The 21,129-nt window shown below is 39.5% G+C and carries 19 protein-coding genes, 1 rRNA gene and 1 riboswitch; of the genes, 18 read left to right on the top strand and 2 right to left on the bottom strand.

All coding sequences use genetic code 11. The annotated features are described in order from the left end of the window. The first annotated feature begins 11 nt into the window (after nt 1–11). The 14 genes from rrf to purD all read left to right on the top strand — a co-directional run bounded on the left by rrf (nt 12) and on the right by purD (nt 13,623). Nucleotides 12–127 (top strand): 5S ribosomal RNA (gene rrf, locus MMB68_RS22930). Between the two features lie 166 nt (nt 128–293). After that, on the top strand, nt 294–494 hold the full coding sequence (locus MMB68_RS22925; RefSeq protein WP_014461942.1) for an NETI motif-containing protein: 201 nt from the start codon (nt 294–296) through the stop codon (nt 492–494). Nucleotides 495–578: 84 nt separating this feature from the next. Next, nucleotides 579–680, top strand: a riboswitch (purine riboswitch). A 128-nt stretch (nt 681–808) separates the two neighbouring features. Further along, nucleotides 809–1,297, top strand: coding sequence for a 5-(carboxyamino)imidazole ribonucleotide mutase (gene purE, locus MMB68_RS22920; protein WP_013055034.1), 489 nt, complete (start codon nt 809–811; stop codon nt 1,295–1,297). Further along, nucleotides 1,290–2,435 carry a 5-(carboxyamino)imidazole ribonucleotide synthase gene (purK, locus tag MMB68_RS22915; protein ID WP_013081438.1) on the top strand — a complete coding sequence of 382 codons (1,146 nt, stop codon included), beginning with the start codon at nt 1,290–1,292 and terminating at the stop codon, nt 2,433–2,435. Before purE ends, purK begins: the two co-directional genes overlap by 8 nt. Next, complete coding sequence (gene purB, locus MMB68_RS22910; RefSeq protein ID WP_013055036.1) at nt 2,432–3,724, top strand: adenylosuccinate lyase; 1,293 nt, start codon at nt 2,432–2,434, stop codon at nt 3,722–3,724. The genes purK and purB overlap by 4 nt, the downstream gene beginning before the upstream one ends. Before the next feature lie 74 nt (nt 3,725–3,798). Then, nucleotides 3,799–4,506, top strand: a complete 708-nt coding sequence (gene purC, locus MMB68_RS22905; RefSeq protein ID WP_128821365.1) for a phosphoribosylaminoimidazolesuccinocarboxamide synthase — start codon at nt 3,799–3,801, stop codon at nt 4,504–4,506. Between the two features lie 7 nt (nt 4,507–4,513). Next, complete coding sequence (purS, locus tag MMB68_RS22900; protein WP_221785707.1) at nt 4,514–4,765, top strand: phosphoribosylformylglycinamidine synthase subunit PurS; 252 nt, start codon at nt 4,514–4,516, stop codon at nt 4,763–4,765. Continuing rightward, nucleotides 4,762–5,448: a phosphoribosylformylglycinamidine synthase subunit PurQ gene (gene purQ / locus MMB68_RS22895; protein ID WP_013055039.1), complete on the top strand. Its 687-nt coding sequence runs from the start codon at nt 4,762–4,764 to the stop codon at nt 5,446–5,448. The genes purS and purQ overlap by 4 nt, the downstream gene beginning before the upstream one ends. Continuing rightward, complete coding sequence (gene purL / locus MMB68_RS22890) at nt 5,432–7,663, top strand: phosphoribosylformylglycinamidine synthase subunit PurL (protein ID WP_221785705.1); 2,232 nt, start codon at nt 5,432–5,434, stop codon at nt 7,661–7,663. The genes purQ and purL overlap by 17 nt, the downstream gene beginning before the upstream one ends. Beyond that, nucleotides 7,639–9,054, top strand: coding sequence for an amidophosphoribosyltransferase (gene purF / locus MMB68_RS22885; protein WP_013055041.1), 1,416 nt, complete (start codon nt 7,639–7,641; stop codon nt 9,052–9,054). Before purL ends, purF begins: the two co-directional genes overlap by 25 nt. A gap of 26 nt (nt 9,055–9,080) precedes the next feature. After that, nucleotides 9,081–10,118, top strand: coding sequence for a phosphoribosylformylglycinamidine cyclo-ligase (purM, locus tag MMB68_RS22880; protein WP_028412529.1), 1,038 nt, complete (start codon nt 9,081–9,083; stop codon nt 10,116–10,118). Then, nucleotides 10,115–10,693, top strand: a complete 579-nt coding sequence (gene purN / locus MMB68_RS22875; RefSeq protein WP_221785704.1) for a phosphoribosylglycinamide formyltransferase — start codon at nt 10,115–10,117, stop codon at nt 10,691–10,693. The genes purM and purN overlap by 4 nt, the downstream gene beginning before the upstream one ends. A 103-nt stretch (nt 10,694–10,796) precedes the next feature. Further along, on the top strand, nt 10,797–12,335 hold the full coding sequence (purH, locus tag MMB68_RS22870) for a bifunctional phosphoribosylaminoimidazolecarboxamide formyltransferase/IMP cyclohydrolase (protein WP_221785703.1): 1,539 nt from the start codon (nt 10,797–10,799) through the stop codon (nt 12,333–12,335). 13 nt (nt 12,336–12,348) lie between these two features. Then, complete coding sequence (gene purD, locus MMB68_RS22865; protein WP_025752919.1) at nt 12,349–13,623, top strand: phosphoribosylamine--glycine ligase; 1,275 nt, start codon at nt 12,349–12,351, stop codon at nt 13,621–13,623. A 30-nt stretch (nt 13,624–13,653) separates the two neighbouring features. Here purD and MMB68_RS22860 read toward each other — a convergent pair whose 3' ends face one another. Then, the gene (locus MMB68_RS22860; protein ID WP_016762773.1) at nt 13,654–13,911 is read right to left on the bottom strand and encodes a YgaP family membrane protein; all 258 of its coding nucleotides are present in this window, start codon (nt 13,909–13,911) and stop codon (nt 13,654–13,656) included. Nucleotides 13,912–14,013: 102 nt separating this feature from the next. Between MMB68_RS22860 and MMB68_RS22855 the strand changes: the two genes are divergently transcribed. Then, entirely contained in the window at nt 14,014–15,762 is a 1,749-nt protein-coding gene (locus MMB68_RS22855) for an adenine deaminase C-terminal domain-containing protein (RefSeq protein ID WP_221785702.1), read from the top strand. Nucleotides 15,763–15,909: 147 nt separating this feature from the next. Next, nucleotides 15,910–16,215, top strand: a complete 306-nt coding sequence (locus tag MMB68_RS22850) for a YerC/YecD family TrpR-related protein (protein WP_013055048.1) — start codon at nt 15,910–15,912, stop codon at nt 16,213–16,215. Between the two features lie 37 nt (nt 16,216–16,252). Here the strand turns inward: MMB68_RS22850 and MMB68_RS22845 are convergent, their stop codons facing one another. Continuing rightward, nucleotides 16,253–17,635: a glycine--tRNA ligase gene (locus MMB68_RS22845; RefSeq protein ID WP_193426970.1), complete on the bottom strand. Its 1,383-nt coding sequence runs from the start codon at nt 17,633–17,635 to the stop codon at nt 16,253–16,255. Between the two features lie 513 nt (nt 17,636–18,148). Here MMB68_RS22845 and pcrB point away from each other — a divergent pair. Further along, complete coding sequence (gene pcrB / locus MMB68_RS22840) at nt 18,149–18,847, top strand: heptaprenylglyceryl phosphate synthase (RefSeq protein ID WP_221813535.1); 699 nt, start codon at nt 18,149–18,151, stop codon at nt 18,845–18,847. Between the two features lie 52 nt (nt 18,848–18,899). Then, complete coding sequence (pcrA, locus tag MMB68_RS22835; protein ID WP_042992602.1) at nt 18,900–21,125, top strand: DNA helicase PcrA; 2,226 nt, start codon at nt 18,900–18,902, stop codon at nt 21,123–21,125. Nucleotides 21,126–21,129: the final 4 nt, after the last annotated feature.

Genomic DNA, 21,129 nt, shown 5'->3' with positions numbered 1-21,129 from the left:
GCAATCTCTTGTCTGGTGGCGATAGCGAAGAGGTCACACCCGTTCCCATACCGAACACGGAAGTTAAGCTCTTTAGCGCCAATGGTAGTTGGGACTTTGTCCCTGTGAGAGTAGGACGTTGCCAGGCCAATAAAAAGACTAGTCATTCAATGACTAGTCTTTTTTGTTTCTAAAAATTACAGCGTGAATTTAACTTTTAAATTATGTTACACTATAGTGGATTCATTTAATTTTTTATTATAAAAGTTCTTTTTGACTTTGTAAGAAACTTCTTTCAAACTGGAGGCTGCATTTTGGGTAAGAAATCAAAAAAAGTACTATACGAATTACAGGAAAATGAAACAATCGCAAGTTGTTTAGATCGAATGAAAAAAGATGGGTATATGCCCGTTCGACGCATGGAAAAGCCTATCTTTGAAGAAAAAGAAATAAATGGTAAAAAAGAGTATGTTCCGGTAAAGCAACAGATTGTTTTCGAAGGGAAAAGTCTCTAAATACGAACATTTTAATGATAAAAATAGTAAACATTCGATTTTTAGGTTGACTTTTTTCCGGTTTGGCTGTTATTATTAAGTTGTCAATTGAGATATCCGAAACCTCATATAATAGTGGGAATATGGCCCACGAGTTTCTACCCGATGACCGTAAATCATTGGACTATGAGGAGAGTACAATTACTAAATAGGTAAACATGATTCCTTTTCAAAAGGAATGTTGATACATGAAACCTAGGGTAGTTGTGGCTTTCCTTTAGTGAGCCATAACGTACCCTAGGTTTTTTTATAACGTGAAAAAGGAGCTTTTATTCATGAATGTAAAAGTTGCTGTTGTAATGGGCAGTCAGTCAGACTGGAGCACTATGAAATATGCGTGTGACATTTTAGATGAATTAAATATTGAATATGAAAAGAAAGTTGTATCAGCACATCGAACGCCGGATTATATGTTTGAGTATGCTGAAACTGCTAAAGAACGAGGGATTAAAGTTATTATTGCTGGCGCTGGTGGCGCTGCTCACTTACCTGGTATGATTGCTGCAAAAACAATTTTACCTGTAATAGGTGTACCGGTTAAATCAAGTAACTTAAACGGTTTAGATTCACTTTTATCGATTGTTCAAATGCCAGGTGGCGTACCGGTAGCTACAGTAGCTATTGGAAAAGCTGGTTCTACGAACGCTGGCCTGCTAGCAGCACAAATCTTAGCAACACAGGATCCAACGTTAAGTGATCAACTTGAAAATCGTAGAGAGTCTATTAAATCATCTGTGTTAGAAAGTAGTGATCAACTTGTCTAATTTACTTATACCTCCTGGTAAAACAATTGGAATCGTAGGCGGTGGACAGCTAGGAAGAATGATTGCACTATCTGCTAAAGAAATGGGTTATTACATTGCAGTGCTTGAACCAACAGAAGATTCTCCTTGCGGTCAAGTAGCAGATATTAAAGTCATTGGCAACTATGATGATAGAAAAGCGGTTGAACAGCTTGCTGAAGTGTCAGATGTCATCACCTATGAATTTGAAAACGTTGATGTTGAGATGATGAAGTGGCTAGAAACAAAATGCTACGTGCCACAAGGCAGTCATTTACTAGCCGTTACACAAAATCGTCGTTTAGAAAAAGAAATGATTACAAAGCTTAATCTAGACGTTCCTGATTACGCAATCGTTACGACTGAAGAAGAACTTTTAAAAGCTGTCGAAACAATTGGTTATCCATGTGTCGTAAAAACTTGCCGAGGCGGATATGACGGTAAAGGGCAAGTTCTAGTGAAAAATGAGAATAATATTCGTGAAGCAGCTGAGCTATTAGCACAGTCGGAATGCATTGTAGAACAGTGGATGAACTTAGATAAAGAAGTATCAGTTATTGTACACCGCAATGCAAAAGGCGAAACGGTATGTTTACCAGTAGCTGAGAACATTCATAAGCATCATATTTTGCACCAAACGATTGTTCCGGCACGTATTACAGCAGATCAAGAAGCGAAAGCTCTTCAATATGCGCAAGAAATAGCAAAAGGATTAGATTTAGTTGGTACATTAGCAGTTGAGATGTTCCTAACTGAAGAAGGTCAGCTTTATATAAATGAAATGGCACCTAGACCTCATAATTCAGGTCATTATTCAATCAATGCTTGTGATCTTTCTCAATTTCAGCAGCATGTAAGAGCCATTTGTAACTGGACCCTAGCACAGCCGACTTTATTAAAACCTGCTGTTATGGTTAACCTATTAGGGGAACATATTGAGAACACAATGGCAAAAATCGAATGTTTAGATGATATGCACTTGCATTTGTACGGAAAAAAAGTTGCAAAAGAGAAGAGAAAAATGGGACATATCACGGTATTAGCTGATAAGATAGATGAGGCGATAGAAAAAGCCGAATCTCTAGGAATTTGGGAAAGAACGGAGGAAGTAACAACATGATTGAACGTTATACAAGACCAGAAATGGCAGCTATTTGGACAGAAGAAAATAAATTTAAAGCTTGGTTAGAAGTTGAAATTCTAGCTTGCGAAGCATGGTCAGAATTAGGACATATTCCGAAAGAAGATGTGAAGTTAATTCGTCAAAATGCATCTTTTGATATTAACCGCATCAATGAAATTGAATTGGAAACGCGTCATGACGTAGTAGCTTTCACTCGTGCAGTATCTGAAACGCTTGGTGAAGAGCGCAAGTGGGTACACTACGGTTTGACTTCAACTGACGTAGTTGATACAGCTCTATCTTATTTATTAAAGCAAGCTAATGAAATCTTGCTAAGTGACGTAGAGCGCTTTGTAGAAGTACTAAAGGAAAAAGCTCAAGAACATAAGTATACGGTTATGATGGGACGTACGCACGGTGTACACGCTGAGCCAACGACATTTGGTTTGAAAATGGGATTATGGTATGAAGAAATGAAGCGTAACCTAGAGCGTTTAAAACGTGCTGCAGCTGAAGTGGAATTCGGTAAAATGTCAGGAGCAGTTGGAACGTTCGCTAACATCGATCCTTTCGTTGAAAAATACGTATGTGAGAAGTTAGGAATTTCACCAGCACCAATCTCTACGCAAACATTACAGCGTGACCGTCATGCACACTATATGTCAGTACTAGCGTTAATTGCAACATCTATTGAGAAATTTGCAGTAGAAGTTCGCGGTCTTCAAAAGAGTGAAACACGTGAGGTTGAAGAGTACTTTGCAAAAGGTCAAAAAGGATCATCTGCAATGCCTCATAAACGTAATCCAATCGGTTCTGAGAACGTAACGGGACTTGCTCGCTTAATTCGCGGCTATATGGTTACAGCTTATGATAATGTACCGCTTTGGCATGAGCGTGACATCTCTCATTCATCGGCAGAGCGTGTCATCTTACCCGATGCAACGATTGCTTTAAATTACATGTTAAATCGTTTTGCAAACATTGTTAAAAACTTAACAGTATTCCCTGACAACATGAAGCGCAACATGGATCGTACACTAGGATTAATTTACTCACAGCGTGTACTGTTAACACTAATCAATAAAGGCATGGTACGCGAAGAAGCATACGACTTAGTGCAGCCAAAAGCAATGGAAGCATGGGAAACGCAAGTTCCTTTCCGTTCTTTAATTGAAGGTGAAGAGCGCATTACTCGCCACTTATCACCAGAAGAGATTGAAGATTGCTTCGATCATAAGCACCATTTAAAAAATGTAGATATGATTTTTGAACGTTTAGGTCTTTAATAAAAAAGGCAAGGCACGTCCTTGCCTTTATCTAAGAAAGTGTATCTGAATATTCTGTATGTAGAGGTGACAGCATGGAAAAGCAAGAGTTACTTTATGAAGGAAAAGCGAAAAAAATTTACGCTACTGATGAGCAAGATGTATTGTGGATTGCTTATAAAAATGAAGCTACAGCATTCAACGGTCAGAAAAAAGCGGAGATTAGCGGAAAAGCACAGTTGAACAATCAAATTAGTAGTTTACTATTTTCAATGTTACATGAGCAAGGGATTACAACTCACTTTGTGAAGCAGCTTTCAGATCATGAACAAGCGGTTAAGAAAGTAGAAATTGTTCCGCTTGAAGTTGTTGTACGAAATGCTACAGCAGGAAGCCTTGCGAAGCGAATTGGCGTAGAAGAAGGTATTCGTTTTGAACAGCCAATCGTTGAACTTTACTACAAAGATGATGCGCTTGGTGATCCATTAATTCTTGCAGAACATGCGATTTTCCTTAAGGCTGCAACTCAAGAAGAGATTGATAGTTTAAAGGCACAAGCACTTCAAATCAACGAAATATTATCGAAATTTTTCAAAGATAAAGATATTTTCTTAGTAGATTTTAAATTAGAATTCGGCCGTACTTCTCAAGGCGACATTATTTTAGCGGATGAAATTTCACCTGACACTTGCCGCTTCTGGGATGTTCATACGAACGAAAAATTAGATAAAGATGTATTCCGCAGAGATTTAGGCGGGTTAACAGAAGCATACGAAAAAATCTTACAGCGAATCGGAGGATAACCCAACCATGTATAAAGTAAAAGTATTTGTCACATTAAGAGAAAGTGTATTAGACCCTCAAGGAGTAGCCGTTAAAAATTCATTGCACCGTATGTCTTATGAAGAAGTAGAAGAAGTACGCATCGGTAAATTTTTAGAGCTAACAATCGACAACACAGATTCATTAGATGAACGCGTAAAAGAAATGTGTGAAAAGCTTTTAGTTAATACAGTAATTGAAGATTACCGTTACGAGGTTGAGGAGGTTGTCGTACAGTGAAATTTGCTGTAATTGTTTTTCCAGGATCAAACTGTGACGTCGATATGTATCATGCTATCAAAGATGAGCTTGGTGAAGAAGTAGATTACGTTTGGCACGATACAGAATCATTAGATCAATATGATGGTATCTTGCTTCCAGGTGGTTTCTCATATGGAGATTACCTTCGTTCAGGTGCTATCGCTCGCTTCTCAAATGTAATGGACGCTGTAAAAAAAGCAGCAAGCCAAGGAAAGCCAGTACTAGGTGTATGTAATGGATTCCAAATTTTATTAGAAGCAGGATTACTGCCAGGTGCTATGCGCCGTAATGAAAACTTAAAATTCATCTGTAAAACAGTGAATTTGAAAGTAGCTAATAACGAAACAATGTTTACAAATGCTTATGGCAAAGATGAAGTAATTGCTATTCCAGTGGCACACGGTGAAGGCAACTACTATTGTGATGAACACACGTTACAAAAATTGATTGAAAACAACCAGATTCTTTTCCAATACGCAGGTGATAATCCAAACGGAAGTCTTCAAGATATTGCAGGGATTACAAACGAAACAGGCAACGTATTAGGAATGATGCCTCACCCAGAAAGAGCGGTAAGCGATCTTTTAGGAAGCGCGGACGGACTTAAATTATTTCAATCAATCGTAAAGCAGTGGAGGGAACAAAATGTCGTTACTTCTTGAACCAAATGTAGAGCAAATTAAAGAACAAAAGTTATATCGAGACATGGGATTAACAGACGAAGAGTTTGCAAATGTAGAGCAACTGCTTGGTCGCACTCCTAATTATACAGAAACAGGTTTATTCTCTGTTATGTGGTCAGAGCACTGCAGTTATAAAAACTCTAAGCCTGTACTGAAAAAATTCCCTATCACGGGTGAAAAAGTATTACAAGGTCCTGGTGAAGGAGCTGGTATCGTTGATATTGGTGACAACCAAGCCGTTGTATTTAAAATCGAAAGTCATAACCATCCATCAGCGATTGAACCTTATCAAGGAGCAGCAACTGGTGTAGGTGGTATCATTCGTGACGTCTTTTCAATGGGAGCAAGACCGATTGCACTTTTAAACTCTTTGCGTTTTGGTGAATTAACATCTCCAAAGGTTCGTCATTTGTTTGAGGAAGTAGTAGCGGGAATCGCAGGTTACGGTAACTGTGTAGGAATCCCAACAGTAGGCGGAGAAATTCAGTTTGAAGCTTCATATGAAGGAAATCCGCTTGTTAACGCTATGTGTGTGGGTTTAATTAATCACGAAGACATTCAAAAAGGTCAAGCTAAAGGCGTTGGCAACACGGTTATGTACGTAGGAGCAAAAACGGGCCGCGACGGTATTCACGGCGCAACATTTGCTTCTGAAGAACTATCTGATCAGTCAGACGAAAAACGTCCTGCTGTACAAGTAGGAGATCCATTTATGGAAAAACTTCTTCTTGAAGCTTGCTTAGAACTTATCAAGTGTGACGCTTTAGTCGGTATTCAAGATATGGGTGCTGCGGGCTTAACAAGTTCTTCAGCAGAGATGGCAAGTAAAGCAGGTTCTGGTATTGAAATGAACCTTGATCTTGTACCTCAGCGTGAAACAGGTATGACACCATATGAAATGATGCTTTCAGAATCTCAAGAGCGCATGCTCATCGTTGTTGAAAAAGGCCGTGAAAATGAAATCGTAGAAATCGTAGAAAAATACGGATTAGAAGCTGTTTCAGTTGGTCACGTAACCGATGATAAGCGCCTTCGTTTAACGCATAACGGAGAAGTAGTAGCAGATGTTCCTGTAGATGCATTAGCAGAAGATGCACCGGTATACCACAAGCCATCTAAAGAGCCAGCATACTATCGTGAGTTCCAAGAGCAGTCAGCATATGCTCCTACTGTTGAAAATCACAGTGATATGTTAGTAACACTTTTAAAACAGCCTACTATTGCAAACAAAGAGTGGGTTTACAACCAATATGACTATCAAGTACGTACAAACACAGTTGTATCTCCTGGATCTGACGCGGCGGTTGTTCGTGTACGTGATACAAATAAAGCATTAGCGATGACAACAGACTGTAACTCTCGCTATTTATACCTAGACCCAGAAGTAGGCGGCCGTATTGCAGTAGCAGAAGCTGCTCGTAACCTTGTATGTTCAGGTGCACAGCCTCTTGCAATTACAGATTGCTTAAACTTCGGTAACCCTGAAAAACCAGAAATCTTCTGGCAAATTGAAAAAGCAACAGACGGTATGAGCGACGCTTGCCGTGAGCTATCGACTCCGGTTATCGGCGGTAACGTATCTCTTTACAATGAAACAAAAGGTGAAGCAATTTACCCAACTCCTGTTATCGGAATGGTTGGTTTGATCGACGATATCAACCATATTACAACTCAATATGCGAAGCAAAAAGATGACTTAATCTATGTTATTGGTAAAGCTGAAGCAGAATTCGCAGGTACTGAGCTTCAAAAAGTACTAGAAAACGGTACGGTATTTGGGCACTCACCTAAATTAGATTTAGCAGTTGAAAAAACACGTCAAGATCAGCTTCTTCAAGCAATTCGTGAAGGTGCAGTTCAATCTGCTCACGATATTGCAGAAGGAGGATTCGCGGTAGCCCTAGCTGAAAAAGTGATGAACGGCAGCGGATTAGGTGTGGACGTAACGGTAGACGGAGAAGCAACAGCAGAGCTATTCAGTGAAACACAATCGCGTTTTATCGTAACGGTTTCTCCAGAGAATAAAGAAAAATTCGAAATGCTTGTACAAGATGTAACATTAGTAGGACGCGTAACAGAAGACGCAACATTAACTGTTAAACATCAAGAAAATGTTCTTGTTCAATTATCAGTTGAAGAATTAACTACTGCTTGGAAAGGAGCGCTTCCATGCTTGCTGAAATCAAAGGCTTAAACGAAGAATGTGGCGTATTCGGTGTATGGGGACATGAAAATGCAAGCCAGATTGCTTATTACGGTTTGCATAGCTTGCAGCACCGCGGACAAGAAGGCGCTGGTATTGCTGTAACAGACGGAGAAAAAGTGACAGTAATGAAAGGCGTCGGTCTTGTTAACGAAGTATTTGGCCACGGAGAGTTAGAGCAACTAAACGGTAAAGCAGCAATTGGACACGTTCGTTATGCAACAGCTGGAGGCGGAGGGTTTGAAAATGTTCAACCCCTTCACTTCCGCTCTCATAGCGGAAGCCTTGCGTTAGCTCATAATGGAAACTTGGTTAATGCAAATGCATTAAAGCATCAGCTGGAAAACCAAGGGAGTATTTTTCAATCAACATCGGATACAGAAGTACTTGCTCATTTAATTAAGCGAAGCGGCTATGAAGATATGAAAGATAAAGTGAAAAATGCTTTATCAATGGTTAAAGGCGCATACGCATTCGTTATCTTAACAGAAGATACGATGATGGTTGCACTTGACCCTCACGGATTGCGTCCGTTATCAATTGGACGATTAGGTGATGCTTATGTAGTAGCTTCTGAGACATGTGCGTTCGATATTGTTGGAGCAGTTCATGAGCGTGATGTAGAGCCGGGTGAATTACTCATTATTAACGATGAAGGTATTCAATCAGAACGTTTCACATTAAATGTAAACCGCGCAATTTGCAGTATGGAATATATTTATTTCTCAAGACCAGATAGCAATATTGATGGAATCAATGTTCACTCTGCTCGTAAAAACCTTGGGAAACAACTTGCAGTTGAGTCGCCAATTGAAGCAGACGTTGTAACAGGCGTTCCCGATTCAAGCATTTCAGCAGCGATCGGTTTTGCAGAACAGTCAGGAATTCCATACGAATTAGGTTTAATTAAGAATCGATACGTAGGCCGTACATTCATTCAGCCTTCACAAGAACTGCGTGAACAAGGTGTAAAAATGAAGCTGTCTCCTGTACGTAAAATTGTAGAGGGTAAACGTGTTGTCATGGTAGATGATTCTATCGTTCGCGGCACAACAAGCCGTCGCATTGTTCGTATGCTTCGAGAAGCAGGAGCAACTGAAGTACATGTACGCATTAGTTCACCCCCTATTAAAAATCCATGTTTTTATGGAATTGACACGTCGTCATCCTCTGAGCTAATTGCTGCTACGCGCTCTGTTGAAGAAATTCGTGAATTGATTGAAGCAGATTCACTTGTTTTCTTAAGCAACGAAGGGTTAGTAGATGCAATCGGCAGACAGTATGAAGGCAACGGCGGACAGTGTATGGCATGTTTCACTGGAAAGTATCCAACTGAAATTTATCCAGATACTGTACACCCTCATGAAAAGGTAACTTGTTAGTTTTAACGTAAAAAAGGAGTGACAACATGTCATATTCATATAAACAAGCTGGAGTTGACTTAGAAGCAGGATATGAAGCTGTTTCACGTATTAAAAAGCACGTAGAACGCACTGCTCGTGCAGGTATTATGGGAACAGTCGGCGGCTTTGGCGGAATGTTCGATTTATCTACATTGAATTTAAAAGAGCCTGTTCTTGTTTCTGGTACAGATGGAGTAGGAACAAAATTGAAACTTGCTTTTCAAATGGATAAGCATGACACAATCGGTGTGGATGCAGTGGCCATGTGTGTAAACGATGTTTTAGCACAAGGAGCAGAGCCTCTTTACTTCTTAGATTATATTGCTTGCGGGAAAGCAGTTCCTGAAAAAATTGAATCGATTGTAAAAGGAATTGCAGACGGCTGTGAACAATCCAACTGTGCGTTAATTGGCGGAGAAACAGCTGAAATGCCAGGTTTATACGAAGAAGATGAATATGATCTTGCAGGATTTACAGTAGGAGCAGTAGAAAAGTCAGAAATTATTACTGGAGATGAGATTAAAGCTGGACAGCTGTTGATCGGTATTTCATCTAGCGGTATTCACAGCAACGGCTACTCTCTTGTACGTAAAATTGTTGATGATCAAGGATTAAACCTTCACGAAACTTACGCTGGTTTTAATGAAAAGCTTGGAGTTGAGTTATTAACACCAACAAAAATATACGTGAAGCCGGTCCTAAAAGCATTACATGCAGCTAAGATTGCAGGTATGGCTCATATTACTGGAGGCGGATTTGTTGAAAATATCCCTCGTATGCTTCCTGAAGGTCTAGGTGTAGAAATCGATTACGGTTCTTGGCCAATTCCATACGTGTTTGATTTCCTTGAAGAGCAAGGCAAGTTGGACCGTAAAGAAATGTTTGAAGTATTCAACATGGGAATCGGATTTGTTTTAGCTGTTGAACCTGAAGATATGAATAAAGTCATTGAAGCAATTGAAAACGAAGGCGAAAAAGCATTTGTTATCGGACGTGTAAAAGAAGGAACAGGTGTTGAGTTTGCTGGAGGGACGTTTGCATGATAAATATTGCAGTGTTTGCTTCTGGAAACGGCAGTAACTTTCAATCCATCTACGAAGCAACTCAGTCAGGTCGATTAAAAGCAAATATTGCGCTTGTTGTTTGTAATAAACCCGATGCATACGTAATTGAACGAGCAAAAGCATGTGGAATACCATGCTTTGTTTGTTCGCCTAAAAACTATGAAGATAAAGAAGCGTATGAAGCAGCAATTCTTGCAGAGCTTACATCAGCTAAAGTAGAATTTCTTGTTTTAGCAGGATATATGCGATTAGTTGGCTCGACGTTGCTTAAGCCATACAAAAATCGTATTGTTAATATTCATCCGTCGCTTTTACCTGCATTTCCTGGGATTGATGCTATTGGTCAAGCTTTTGATGCAGGAGTAAAAGTGATTGGAATTACCGTGCATTTTGTAGATGAAGGAATGGATACAGGACCAATTATTGATCAGCAGGCTATTCGCATTGAAAAAGGCGATACAAGAGAAACAGTTGAGGCCCGCATTCATGAAATTGAACATCAATTTTATCCCGCGGTACTAAATGAATTATTTGAACAAGCCGCAGTTAAATAAATAGGATGTAACCTTGTCAAAAAAGTTTTAATCCTTTACTATGGTAGAGTAGTAGTGAAAGAAAGATTTTAAATGAGAGATCGGATCAGGAGGAGTTTACAAAATGACAGCAAAACGCGCGCTTATTAGCGTATCTGATAAAGAAGGTATTGTTTCATTTGCACAAGAATTAAAGGACTTAGGAGTAGAAATTATTTCAACTGGCGGTACAAAACGCACGCTAGAAGAAAACGGCATTGACGTTATCGGAATTTCTGAAGTAACTGGTTTCCCAGAAATTTTAGACGGCCGTTTAAAAACATTGCATCCTAACGTTCACGGTGCTTTATTAGCGTTACGCGATAACGAAGAGCATCAAGCACAAATGAAAGAGCATAATATCTCGCCAATCGACTTTGTAGTTGTAAACTTATATCCATTTAAAAAGACAATTGAAAAAGAGGATGTAACGCTTGCTGAAGCGATTGAGAATATTGACATCGGTGGACCTACAATGCTTCGTTCAGCTGCGAAAAACTATCGTTCTGTCTCAGTTGTAGTAGATCCAAGCGATTACGCAACCGTAGTAGAAGAGTTAAAAGCTGATGGCAATGTTTCGTTTGAAACCAATCAACGATTAGCAGCAAAAGTATTCCGTCATACGGCAGCTTATGATGCATTAATCGCTGAATACTTAACAAACATTACAGGTGAAACAACTCCTGAGAAATTAACAGTAACGTATGAGCGTGTTCAAGGCTTACGATACGGAGAAAATCCTCACCAACAAGCTTCTTTCTATAAAAAGCCGTTAACACAAAAAGGTTCTATTGCAACAGCTACGCAGCTGCATGGAAAAGAGTTATCATACAATAATATCAACGATGCAAATGCAGCTCTTCAAATCGTAAAAGAATTCAAAGAGCCGGCTATCGTAGCGATCAAACATATGAATCCTTGCGGTGTAGGTGTGGGTGAAACAATTGCTCAAGCTTATCAAAAAGCATACGAAGCGGATCCTACATCTATCTTTGGCGGTATCGTAGCAGCTAACCGTCCTATCGACCGTGAAACGGCTATTCAGTTAAAAGAAATTTTCTTAGAAATCATCATTGCTCCTGCGTTCGATCAAGAAGCATTAGATGTATTAACAGCTAAGAAAAACCTTCGTTTACTAACGATAGAGCTTGATGAAAAGGCAGAAAAAGAAGCTTTCTTAACATCTGTAAAAGGCGGCGTGCTTGTCCAGGATGAAGACGTATTCGGATTTGATGACGCAACGATTACTGTTTCAACGAAACGCGAGCCAACGGAAAAAGAGTGGGCAGATTTAAAATTAGCATGGAAAGTTGTTAAAAATGTTAAGTCTAATGCTATTGTACTTGCAAAAGATGACATGACAATTGGCGTCGGGGCTGGTCAAATGAATCGCGTAGGCGCTGCAAAAATTGCGATTGAACAAGCTGGTGAAAAAGCACAAGGTTCAGCTTTAGGTTCAGATGCGTTCTTCCCAATGGGGGATACAGTAGAAGCAGCAGCTAAAGCAGGAATCACAGCTATTATTCAGCCAGGCGGATCAATTCGTGATGAAGAGTCAATTGCAAAAGCAGATGAATACGGCATTGCAATGGTATTTACAGGCGTAAGACATTTTAAACATTAATGAGGTGAAGAACGTGAATGTTTTAGTTATTGGAAAAGGCGGAAGAGAGCATACAATTGCATGGAAAGCTTCAAAAAGTCCACTTGTTAACGAAGTGTTTGTAGCACCAGGAAATCCGGGCATGAGAGATGTGGCAACGATTGTACCAATCGATGAAAGCAGCCAAGAAGAGCTTGTGCTATTTGCAAAAGAAAACAAGATTGGATTAACAATTGTTGGACCAGAAAATCCGCTAATTGAAGGCATTGTTGATCGATTTGAACAAGAAGGTCTTCCAGTCTTTGGACCGCGCAAACAAGCAGCGATGATTGAAGGAAGCAAAAGCTTTGCAAAAGAGCTCATGAAAAAGTATGATATTCCAACCGCAGCGTATGAAACATTTACGTCTTACGAGGAAGCAAAAGCATATGTGGAAAAGCAAGGCGCTCCAATTGTTATTAAAGCAGACGGCTTAGCCGCTGGTAAAGGTGTAACTGTTGCTTTAACAGTGGAAGAAGCTGTAGATACATTACGTGATTTTCTAGTTGACCAAAAATTTAAAGAAGCAAGTGCAAAAGTAGTTGTAGAAGAATTTTTGGATGGTGAAGAATTTTCATTAATGGCATTTGTACGCGGTACAAATGTATATCCAATGGTAATTGCACAAGATCATAAGCGAGCTTTTGACGGAGATCAAGGTCCGAACACAGGAGGCATGGGAGCTTACTCTCCTGTTCCGCAAATCAGTGATGCAGAAGTACAAGAGGCTGTAGAAAACATCTTACTTCCAATGGCTAAAGGATTAGCTGAAGAAGGCTGTGAGTATACAGGAATTCTATATGCTGGTCTGATTCAAACACAAAAAGGACCAAAAGTTATTGAATTTAATGCGCGTTTTGGAGATCCTGAAACACAGGTCGTACTGCCGCGTATGAAAAGTGATTTAGTCGATGTGCTTCTTCGCATTTTGAAAGAAGAAAAAGTAGAAATTGAATGGGATGATGAAGCGGCTATCGGAATCGTATTAGCAGCAGCAGGCTACCCAGAAGATTATCAAAAGGGTGCGCCAATTAACGGTTTGGATGCGATTAGTGAAGACGCGCTTGTTTTCCACGCTGGTACAGCTTTAGAAAACGACACATACGTTTCAAACGGCGGCCGTGTTCTATTAGTAGGTGCTAAAGGAGCAACTCTTCAAGAAGCGCAGCAAGAAGTATACAAGCAAATGGCTCATATCGATGTAGAAAAAGGCTTTTTCTATCGCAAAGACATCGGCCATCGTGCATTAACAAAAGCAGCTTTAAAATAAAAAAGGAGAGCTTAGGCTCTCCTTTTTACCTTATGAAGGATTATACGTTTCTTCATTTCCATTTGGATGGTGTTCATGTTCATCATGTTTTTGACATGAATCATATGCGTACGTAAGAGGGCAAAAACGCGTGATGCCTTCTGCAACTTTTAAAGCTCCCATTAACCCTAAGAAGATGTATGAATCTTTGTACGGTCTGCGAGATAAACGAGATGTTGTCCAAGAAAGAAGGGTAAAGCCCAGTGTAAGTCGAATTAATGCGTTAACAATACCGATATTTGGTTTCATGTTTTATCACCTTTATTCATAAAATTAATAACAGTTTCTGAATGCGTTTACATCACGGATGTGTTACGATAAAAATACATAGTAAATTAGGGGGAATTTAGCATGCCGGAACAAAGATACCGCTGGAAAAGCAAACATATTAGACAGCAGCTCTTAGTATTAAACGGTCAAAAAGCACCAACTATTGTCTTAAAAGATGCAACATATTTGAACGCTCGAATGAAGCAGTGGAAAAAAGCACATATTTGGGTTTACCAAGATCGTATTGTATACGTTGGCTCAGAGATGCCTAAGCACACAGACGCTTCTACAGAGATTATAGACTGCAGCGATAAATATGTGGTTCCTGGGTATATTGAGCCGCATGTTCACCCGTTTCAGTTATATAATCCCCAGACTTTTTCCCAATATGCAGCCAAGCACGGAACAACGACTTTATTTAATGATAATTTAATTCTCGCTTTACAGCTTGAACAAAAAACGGCATTTTCATTGATTGAAGAAATGAAAACGTTACCACAATCGCTGTACTGGTGGTGCAGATTTGATTCCCAGACGGAAATTGATGAAGAGGCTGACATCTTCTCACATACGAACATTACTTCTTGGCTACAAAATGAAGCTGTCTTACAAGGAGGCGAACTGACAAGTTGGCCGAAGCTTTTAGACGGAGATGATTTAATGCTTCACTGGGTTCAAGAGACAAAACGGATGAGAAAGCACATTGAAGGACATTTCCCGGGGGCGTCAGCATTTACCTTGGCAAAAATGAAATTGCTCGGGGCAGACAGCGATCATGAGTCTATGACGGGGGAAGATGTTGTTGCTCGGTTAACACAAGGCTATGACGTTGCTTTGCGTCACTCTTCAATTCGGCCGGATTTGCCAAAATTGCTTCAGGAGTTAAAAGAGCTTCAGGTAGATTATTTTGACCATATTACGATGAATACAGACGGTTCTCCGCCTTCTTTTTACCAAAATGGCGTGTCAGATATGTTAATTACATTAGCTATTTCAGAAGGGGTTCCCTTGTTAGATGCTTATAATATGGTGTCTGTAAATATTGCTCGCTATTATAACATGGAACATTTGCACGGGCATGTAGCAACAGGCTGTGTGGCTAATATTAATATTTTAGAAGATCCTATGCGGCCTACTCCGGTCTCTGTGCTAGCAAAAGGAAAGTGGATGAAAAAAGAAGGCAAAGAACAAGCATTAGCCTCAGCAGAATTTCCTTGGGAAAAGTTTGGTTTTTCACCGTTAAAGTTGGACTTTGATTTAACGATGGACGATTTTCAATTTTCAATGCCAGTAGGCGTAAAAATGAAAAATGCTGTTATTATGGAGCCGTATTCAATTCACTTGAATGTGAGCGGAGATGTATTAGCCTCTGATCATGATGAAAGTTTTTTAGTGTTGGTGGACCGAGAAGGCAAGTGGCGGATCAATACGCTGTTAAAAGGATTTGCGACAAATGTATCGGGACTGGCGAGTTCATTTTCAAATACAGGTGATTTTATTTTAATTGGAAAATCGAAAAAAGATATGATGTGTGCATTTAAACGTATGAAAGAAATTGGAGGCGGTATTGTCATTACCGAAGATGAGAAAGTAGTATACGAACTGGATCTTCCGTTAAAAGGAGTCATGTCGAATCTGCCGATGGAGGAGTTAAGTAAACGAGAGGTGGAACTCAAGAAAGTGCTGGGTGAGCGAGGATACAAACACGATGATCCTGTCTATTCACTGCTGTTCTTTTCGTCTACACATTTGCCTTATATTCGTATCACGCCAGTAGGAATTTATGATGTTATGAATAAAAAAGTACTTTTTCCGTCTATAATGCGTTAAAATATAAAAGTATCAAAGGAATTTGAAATTTGTATGAAATTGGCTGTCTTCATACAGAATGAATGTATGTGCAAACAAATATAGAAACTGTATTTTATAGATAGAAACAACCAGTAAAGAAAGCCAATGATAAAGGAGTTCGATACGATGCAAATCAACAAACTACGAGGAAAAGAATTAGATCAGCTATTTCAAGCGATTTTATCATTAGAAAACATTGAAGAATGCTATCAATTTTTTGATGACCTGTGTACAGTTAATGAAATTCAATCATTAGCACAGCGCTTAGAAGTGGCAAGAATGCTGAGAGAAGGCAACACGTACCATAAAATTGAGACGGAAACTGGAGCAAGCACAGCGACTATTTCCCGTGTTAAACGCTGCTTGAATTATGGAAGCGATGCGTATCAAATGGTGTTAGAACGCCTTCAAGAAGATTCAAATCAAAAGTAAAGCGTATGGCTGAAGCAGCCATACGCTTATTTTTTAATTAAAATTGAGTTGCTTCTTCAATGATATTTTTAAGGTCGCTAATTGCTACACGTTTTTGTTCCATTGTGTCGCGGTTACGGATTGTTACTTGATTGTCCTCTAATGAATCGAAATCGAATGTAATACAGAACGGCGTACCGATTTCATCATGGCGACGGTAACGTTTACCGATTGAACCAGCATCATCATAGTCAATCATAAAGTATTTTGCTAAATCTTCAAAGACAGCGCGAGCTTCGTTAGAAAGCTTTTTAGAAAGTGGCAATACAGCAGCTTTAAATGGTGCTAAAGCAGGGTGAAGCTGCATAACTGTACGAGAAGAGCCATCTTCTAACGTTTCTTCTTCATATGCATCAATCATATAAGCTAATGTTACACGGTCAGCGCCTAAAGAAGGCTCGATGCAGTAAGGTACATAGCGTTCGTTTGTTTCTTGATCAACATATTGGAAGTCTTCTCCAGAGTGTTCCATGTGCTGCTTTAAGTCATAGTCTGTACGAGAAGCTACGCCCCATAGTTCGCCCCAGCCGAATGGGAACTTGTATTCAAAGTCCGTTGTTGCATTGCTGTAGTGAGAAAGTTCATCATCATCATGGTCGCGAAGACGAACGTTTTCTTCTTTCATACCAAGAGAAAGAAGCCAGTTGTTACATGTTTCTTTCCAGTAGTTAAACCACTCTAATTCAGTGCCTGGTTTACAGAAGAATTCAAGTTCCATTTGTTCAAATTCACGCGTACGAAATGTGAAGTTACCAGGTGTAATTTCGTTACGGAAGCTTTTACCCACTTGGCCGATACCGAACGGAAGCTTTTTACGCATTGAACGCTGAACGTTTTTAAAGTTTACGAAAATACCTTGAGCTGTTTCAGGACGAAGGTAAATTTCGTTTGTTGATGTTTCAGTTACACCTTGGTGAGTTTTGAACATTAAGTTAAATTGACGAATTTCAGTGAAGTTAGCTGAACCACACTCAGGACATGTAATTTCATGTTCTTTAATTAAGTCAGCCATTGCATCAAATGAAAGGCCGTCTACGATCATTTCAATGCCTTTTTCTTGAAGTTTTTCTTCAATTAATTTATCGGCACGATGACGAGCTTTACAATCCTTACAGTCGATCATTGGGTCATTAAAGTTTCCTAAGTGACCAGAAGCTTCCCATGTTTTTGGATTCATTAAAATCGCAGCGTCTAAACCAACGTTGTATGGAGATTCTTGAATGAATTTTTTCCACCATGCTTTTTTAATATTGTTTTTTAATTCTACGCCAAGCGGGCCGTAATCCCATGTATTTGCAAGACCGCCGTAAATTTCAGATCCTTGAAATACAAAGCCGCGGTGTTTAGCGTGAGATACGATTTGATCCATTGTTTTTGACATTCTAATTCCTCCTGTAAATGGTAGTGATTCAAGCGAAACAAAAAGAGCGGGTACAAAAAAACTCTCGTCCCTGGGCATATCAACAATATGCCCAGGGACGAGAGTTTTTCCCGCGGTTCCACCCTGGTTGATACAAAATGTATCCACCTTCGTCTGTATATACTCCAGATTGCCTTTTCCTTAAACCATTCTCTAGGCTCCCACCGTCCCTAGTTCGCTTTGTGAAGAGGATTTAAGTACTATTGATCCTTCAGCGTATATCATATGAATTTTAGTAGCTATATATTAGCATATCCTATGCAGAGAAACAATAACCTTGTGCAAAATGGGCTTTTTTTTGTGATGTTTTCTTCCGAAATTTGAGGATAAAACCATATCTTTTATACATATTTTTTGAAAACAAAAAACGTGATGAAAAGTTCGGTTTTCCTTTCATTTCACCCTCTTAGTTTTGTTATAATGAACAAATGGACGAGCGCGAACTTTTAAGTGTAAAGAAATGGAGGAACCTATATGTATGATATTAAAGAGTGGAGACATGTCTTTAAATTAGATCCTAATAAAGAGATTTCAGATGCAGATTTAGAGAAAATTTGCGAATCCGGCACGGACGCCGTTCTTGTCGGAGGATCTGACGGAGTGACTCTAGACAATGTACTGCAGTTGTTAATGCGTATTCGCCGCTACACGGTGCCGTGTGCGCTTGAAGTATCAACCATTGACTCTGTAACACCTGGTTTTGATTCTTATTTCATTCCGACTGTTTTAAACAGCAAAGATCCAAAGTGGATTGTTGACTTACATCATGCGGCGATGAAGGAATACGGAGAGATTATGGACTGGGATGAAATTTTTGTAGAAGGATATTGCGTTCTTAACCCAGAAGCAAAAGTGGCTGGCTTAACGGAAGCGAAAACTGATTTGGATGCAGAAGACGTTGTAGCGTATGCTCGCATGGCTGAACGCATGTTTCATTTGCCCGTTTTCTATCTAGAATACAGCGGAGCATATGGAGATCCTGCATTAGTCGCAGAAGTGAAAAATTCGCTAAATGAGACGAAGTTATTTTACGGCGGAGGTATTGTAACAAAAGATCAAGCGAGCGAGATGGGAGAGCTAGCCGATACGGTGATTGTAGGAAATGTTATTTATACAGATTTATCTGAAGCGTTAAAAACTGTAAAAGCGGTAAAAAAGAATATTGCACAGTGAAAAATAAATAAAGTAGAATAGAGAATATATGTTCGATATAGGCGGTGAAAACGTGAATTTTTTAAGTGAAAAATTATTAACAGGATTAAACCCTCAGCAGCAAGAGGCAGTTAAAACAACAGACGGACCGTTATTACTTATGGCCGGTGCAGGAAGTGGAAAAACACGTGTATTAACGCACCGAATCGCGTTTTTAATGGCAGAAAAAGAAGTTGCACCTTGGAATATTTTAGCCATTACTTTTACAAATAAAGCGGCTCGTGAAATGAGAGAGCGTGTGGCAAGTATCGTTGGCGGAGTGGCAGAAGATATCTGGATTTCAACGTTCCACTCGATGTGCGTGCGTATTTTACGAAGAGATATTGATCGTATTGGCTTTAATCGTAACTTTACAATTTTAGATTCAACGGATCAGCTGTCCGTTATTAAAAACATTTTAAAAGATCAAAACATCGACCCAAAAAAATTCGATCCGCGCTCGCTATTAGGAAGCATTAGTTCAGCTAAAAATGAACTGAAAGTAGCGGAAGAATTTGATAAAACAGCAGCAGGACCATATGAAGAAGTTGTAAGTAAAGTCTACAAAGAGTATGAAAAGCGTTTAAAGAAAAACCAAGCGCTCGATTTTGATGATTTGATTATGACAACGATTCAGTTATTTAAACGAGTTCCTGAAGTGTTAACGTACTATCAGCGCAAGTTTCAATATATTCATGTGGACGAGTATCAAGATACAAACCATGCACAATATATGCTGGTTCGCTTGCTAGCTGCACGATTTGAAAATGTATGCGTAGTAGGGGATTCAGATCAGTCTATTTACCGCTGGCGCGGGGCTGATATTACAAATATCTTGTCATTTGAAAAAGATTACCCAAAAGCTAAAACCATTTTGCTTGAACAAAATTATCGTTCAACAAAAACGATTTTAGCTGCGGCAAACGGGGTCATTGCAAATAACATGAACCGTAAAGTGAAAAACTTATGGACGGAAAACGATGAAGGCCAGAAGATTTATCATTATCAAGCAATGAGTGAGCACGATGAGGCACAGTTTGTAGCACGTAAAATTAAAGAAGCAGTAGACAGCGGCAAACGTAAATATAGCGATTTTGCCATTTTGTATCGTACAAATGCACAGTCCCGTGTAATGGAGGAAGTACTGCTAAAATCCAATATTAATTATACAATTGTCGGCGGCATTAAGTTCTACGACCGCAAAGAGATTAAAGATTTGCTTGCGTACTTGCGCTTAATTGCCAACCAAGATGATGACATTAGCTTAGCTCGTATTGTGAACGTTCCAAAGCGCGGAGTTGGAGCTACTTCAGTCGATAAAGTAGCCAATTACGGAAACGTTCATGACATTTCTATTTTCAAAGCGCTTGATGAAGTAGAATTGATGGGGTTAACGGGCAAAGCAACAAAGGCACTGCGTGATTTCCAATCAATGATTTCAAACTTAGCTCAAATGCAAGACTATATGTCTGTAACAGAGCTTGTGGAACAAGTATTAGAAAGAACAGGATACCGTGAAGCGCTTAAAGTAGAAAAAACAATTGAAGCACAAAGTCGCTTAGAGAATATTGATGAGTTTTTATCTGTTACAAAAACGTTTGAAGAAGCAAGCGAAGATAAGAGCTTAGTAGCATTTTTAACCGATTTAGCGCTTGTTGCTGATATCGATAAGCTTGATGATGAGGAAGAAGAAGAGAACGAACAAGTGATTCTGATGACGCTTCACTCAGCAAAAGGTCTAGAGTTCCCGGTTGTTTTCCTAATGGGTATGGAAGAAGGCGTATTCCCTCATAGCCGATCATTATTCGAAGATAATGAAATGGAAGAAGAACGACGCTTAGCCTACGTAGGGATTACACGTGCTGAACAAGAATTGTATTTATTAAATGCTCAAATGCGTACACTATTTGGTAAAACAAACGTCAATCCAAAATCGCGCTTCATTGGAGAAATCCCAAGCGAGCTTGTGGAATCTTTAAATGAAACGATGCGCAAGCCTGCTGCTGGTCGTTCAGGGTCTTCAGCTTCGCCGTTTGCAGCACGCCGACAAGCGGCCGTGGCAAAAACGAAGCTTGTATCAACGGGCAGTGAGTCGATTGGATGGAGCGTTGGAGATAAGGCCGAACACAAAAAATGGGGAATTGGTACAGTTGTAAGTGTAAAAGGAGAAGGAGACTCAAAAGAATTAGACATTGCTTTTCCTAGTCCTACAGGTGTAAAAAGACTGCTTGCTAAATTTGCCCCGGTTACGAAAGTGTAATCGT

It is taken from the genome of Priestia sp. Y58 (assembly GCF_029522095.1).
GTDB classification, from domain to species: domain Bacteria; phylum Bacillota; class Bacilli; order Bacillales; family Bacillaceae_H; genus Priestia; species Priestia megaterium_E.
This window is presented reverse-complemented; position numbering and strand designations above follow the sequence as displayed.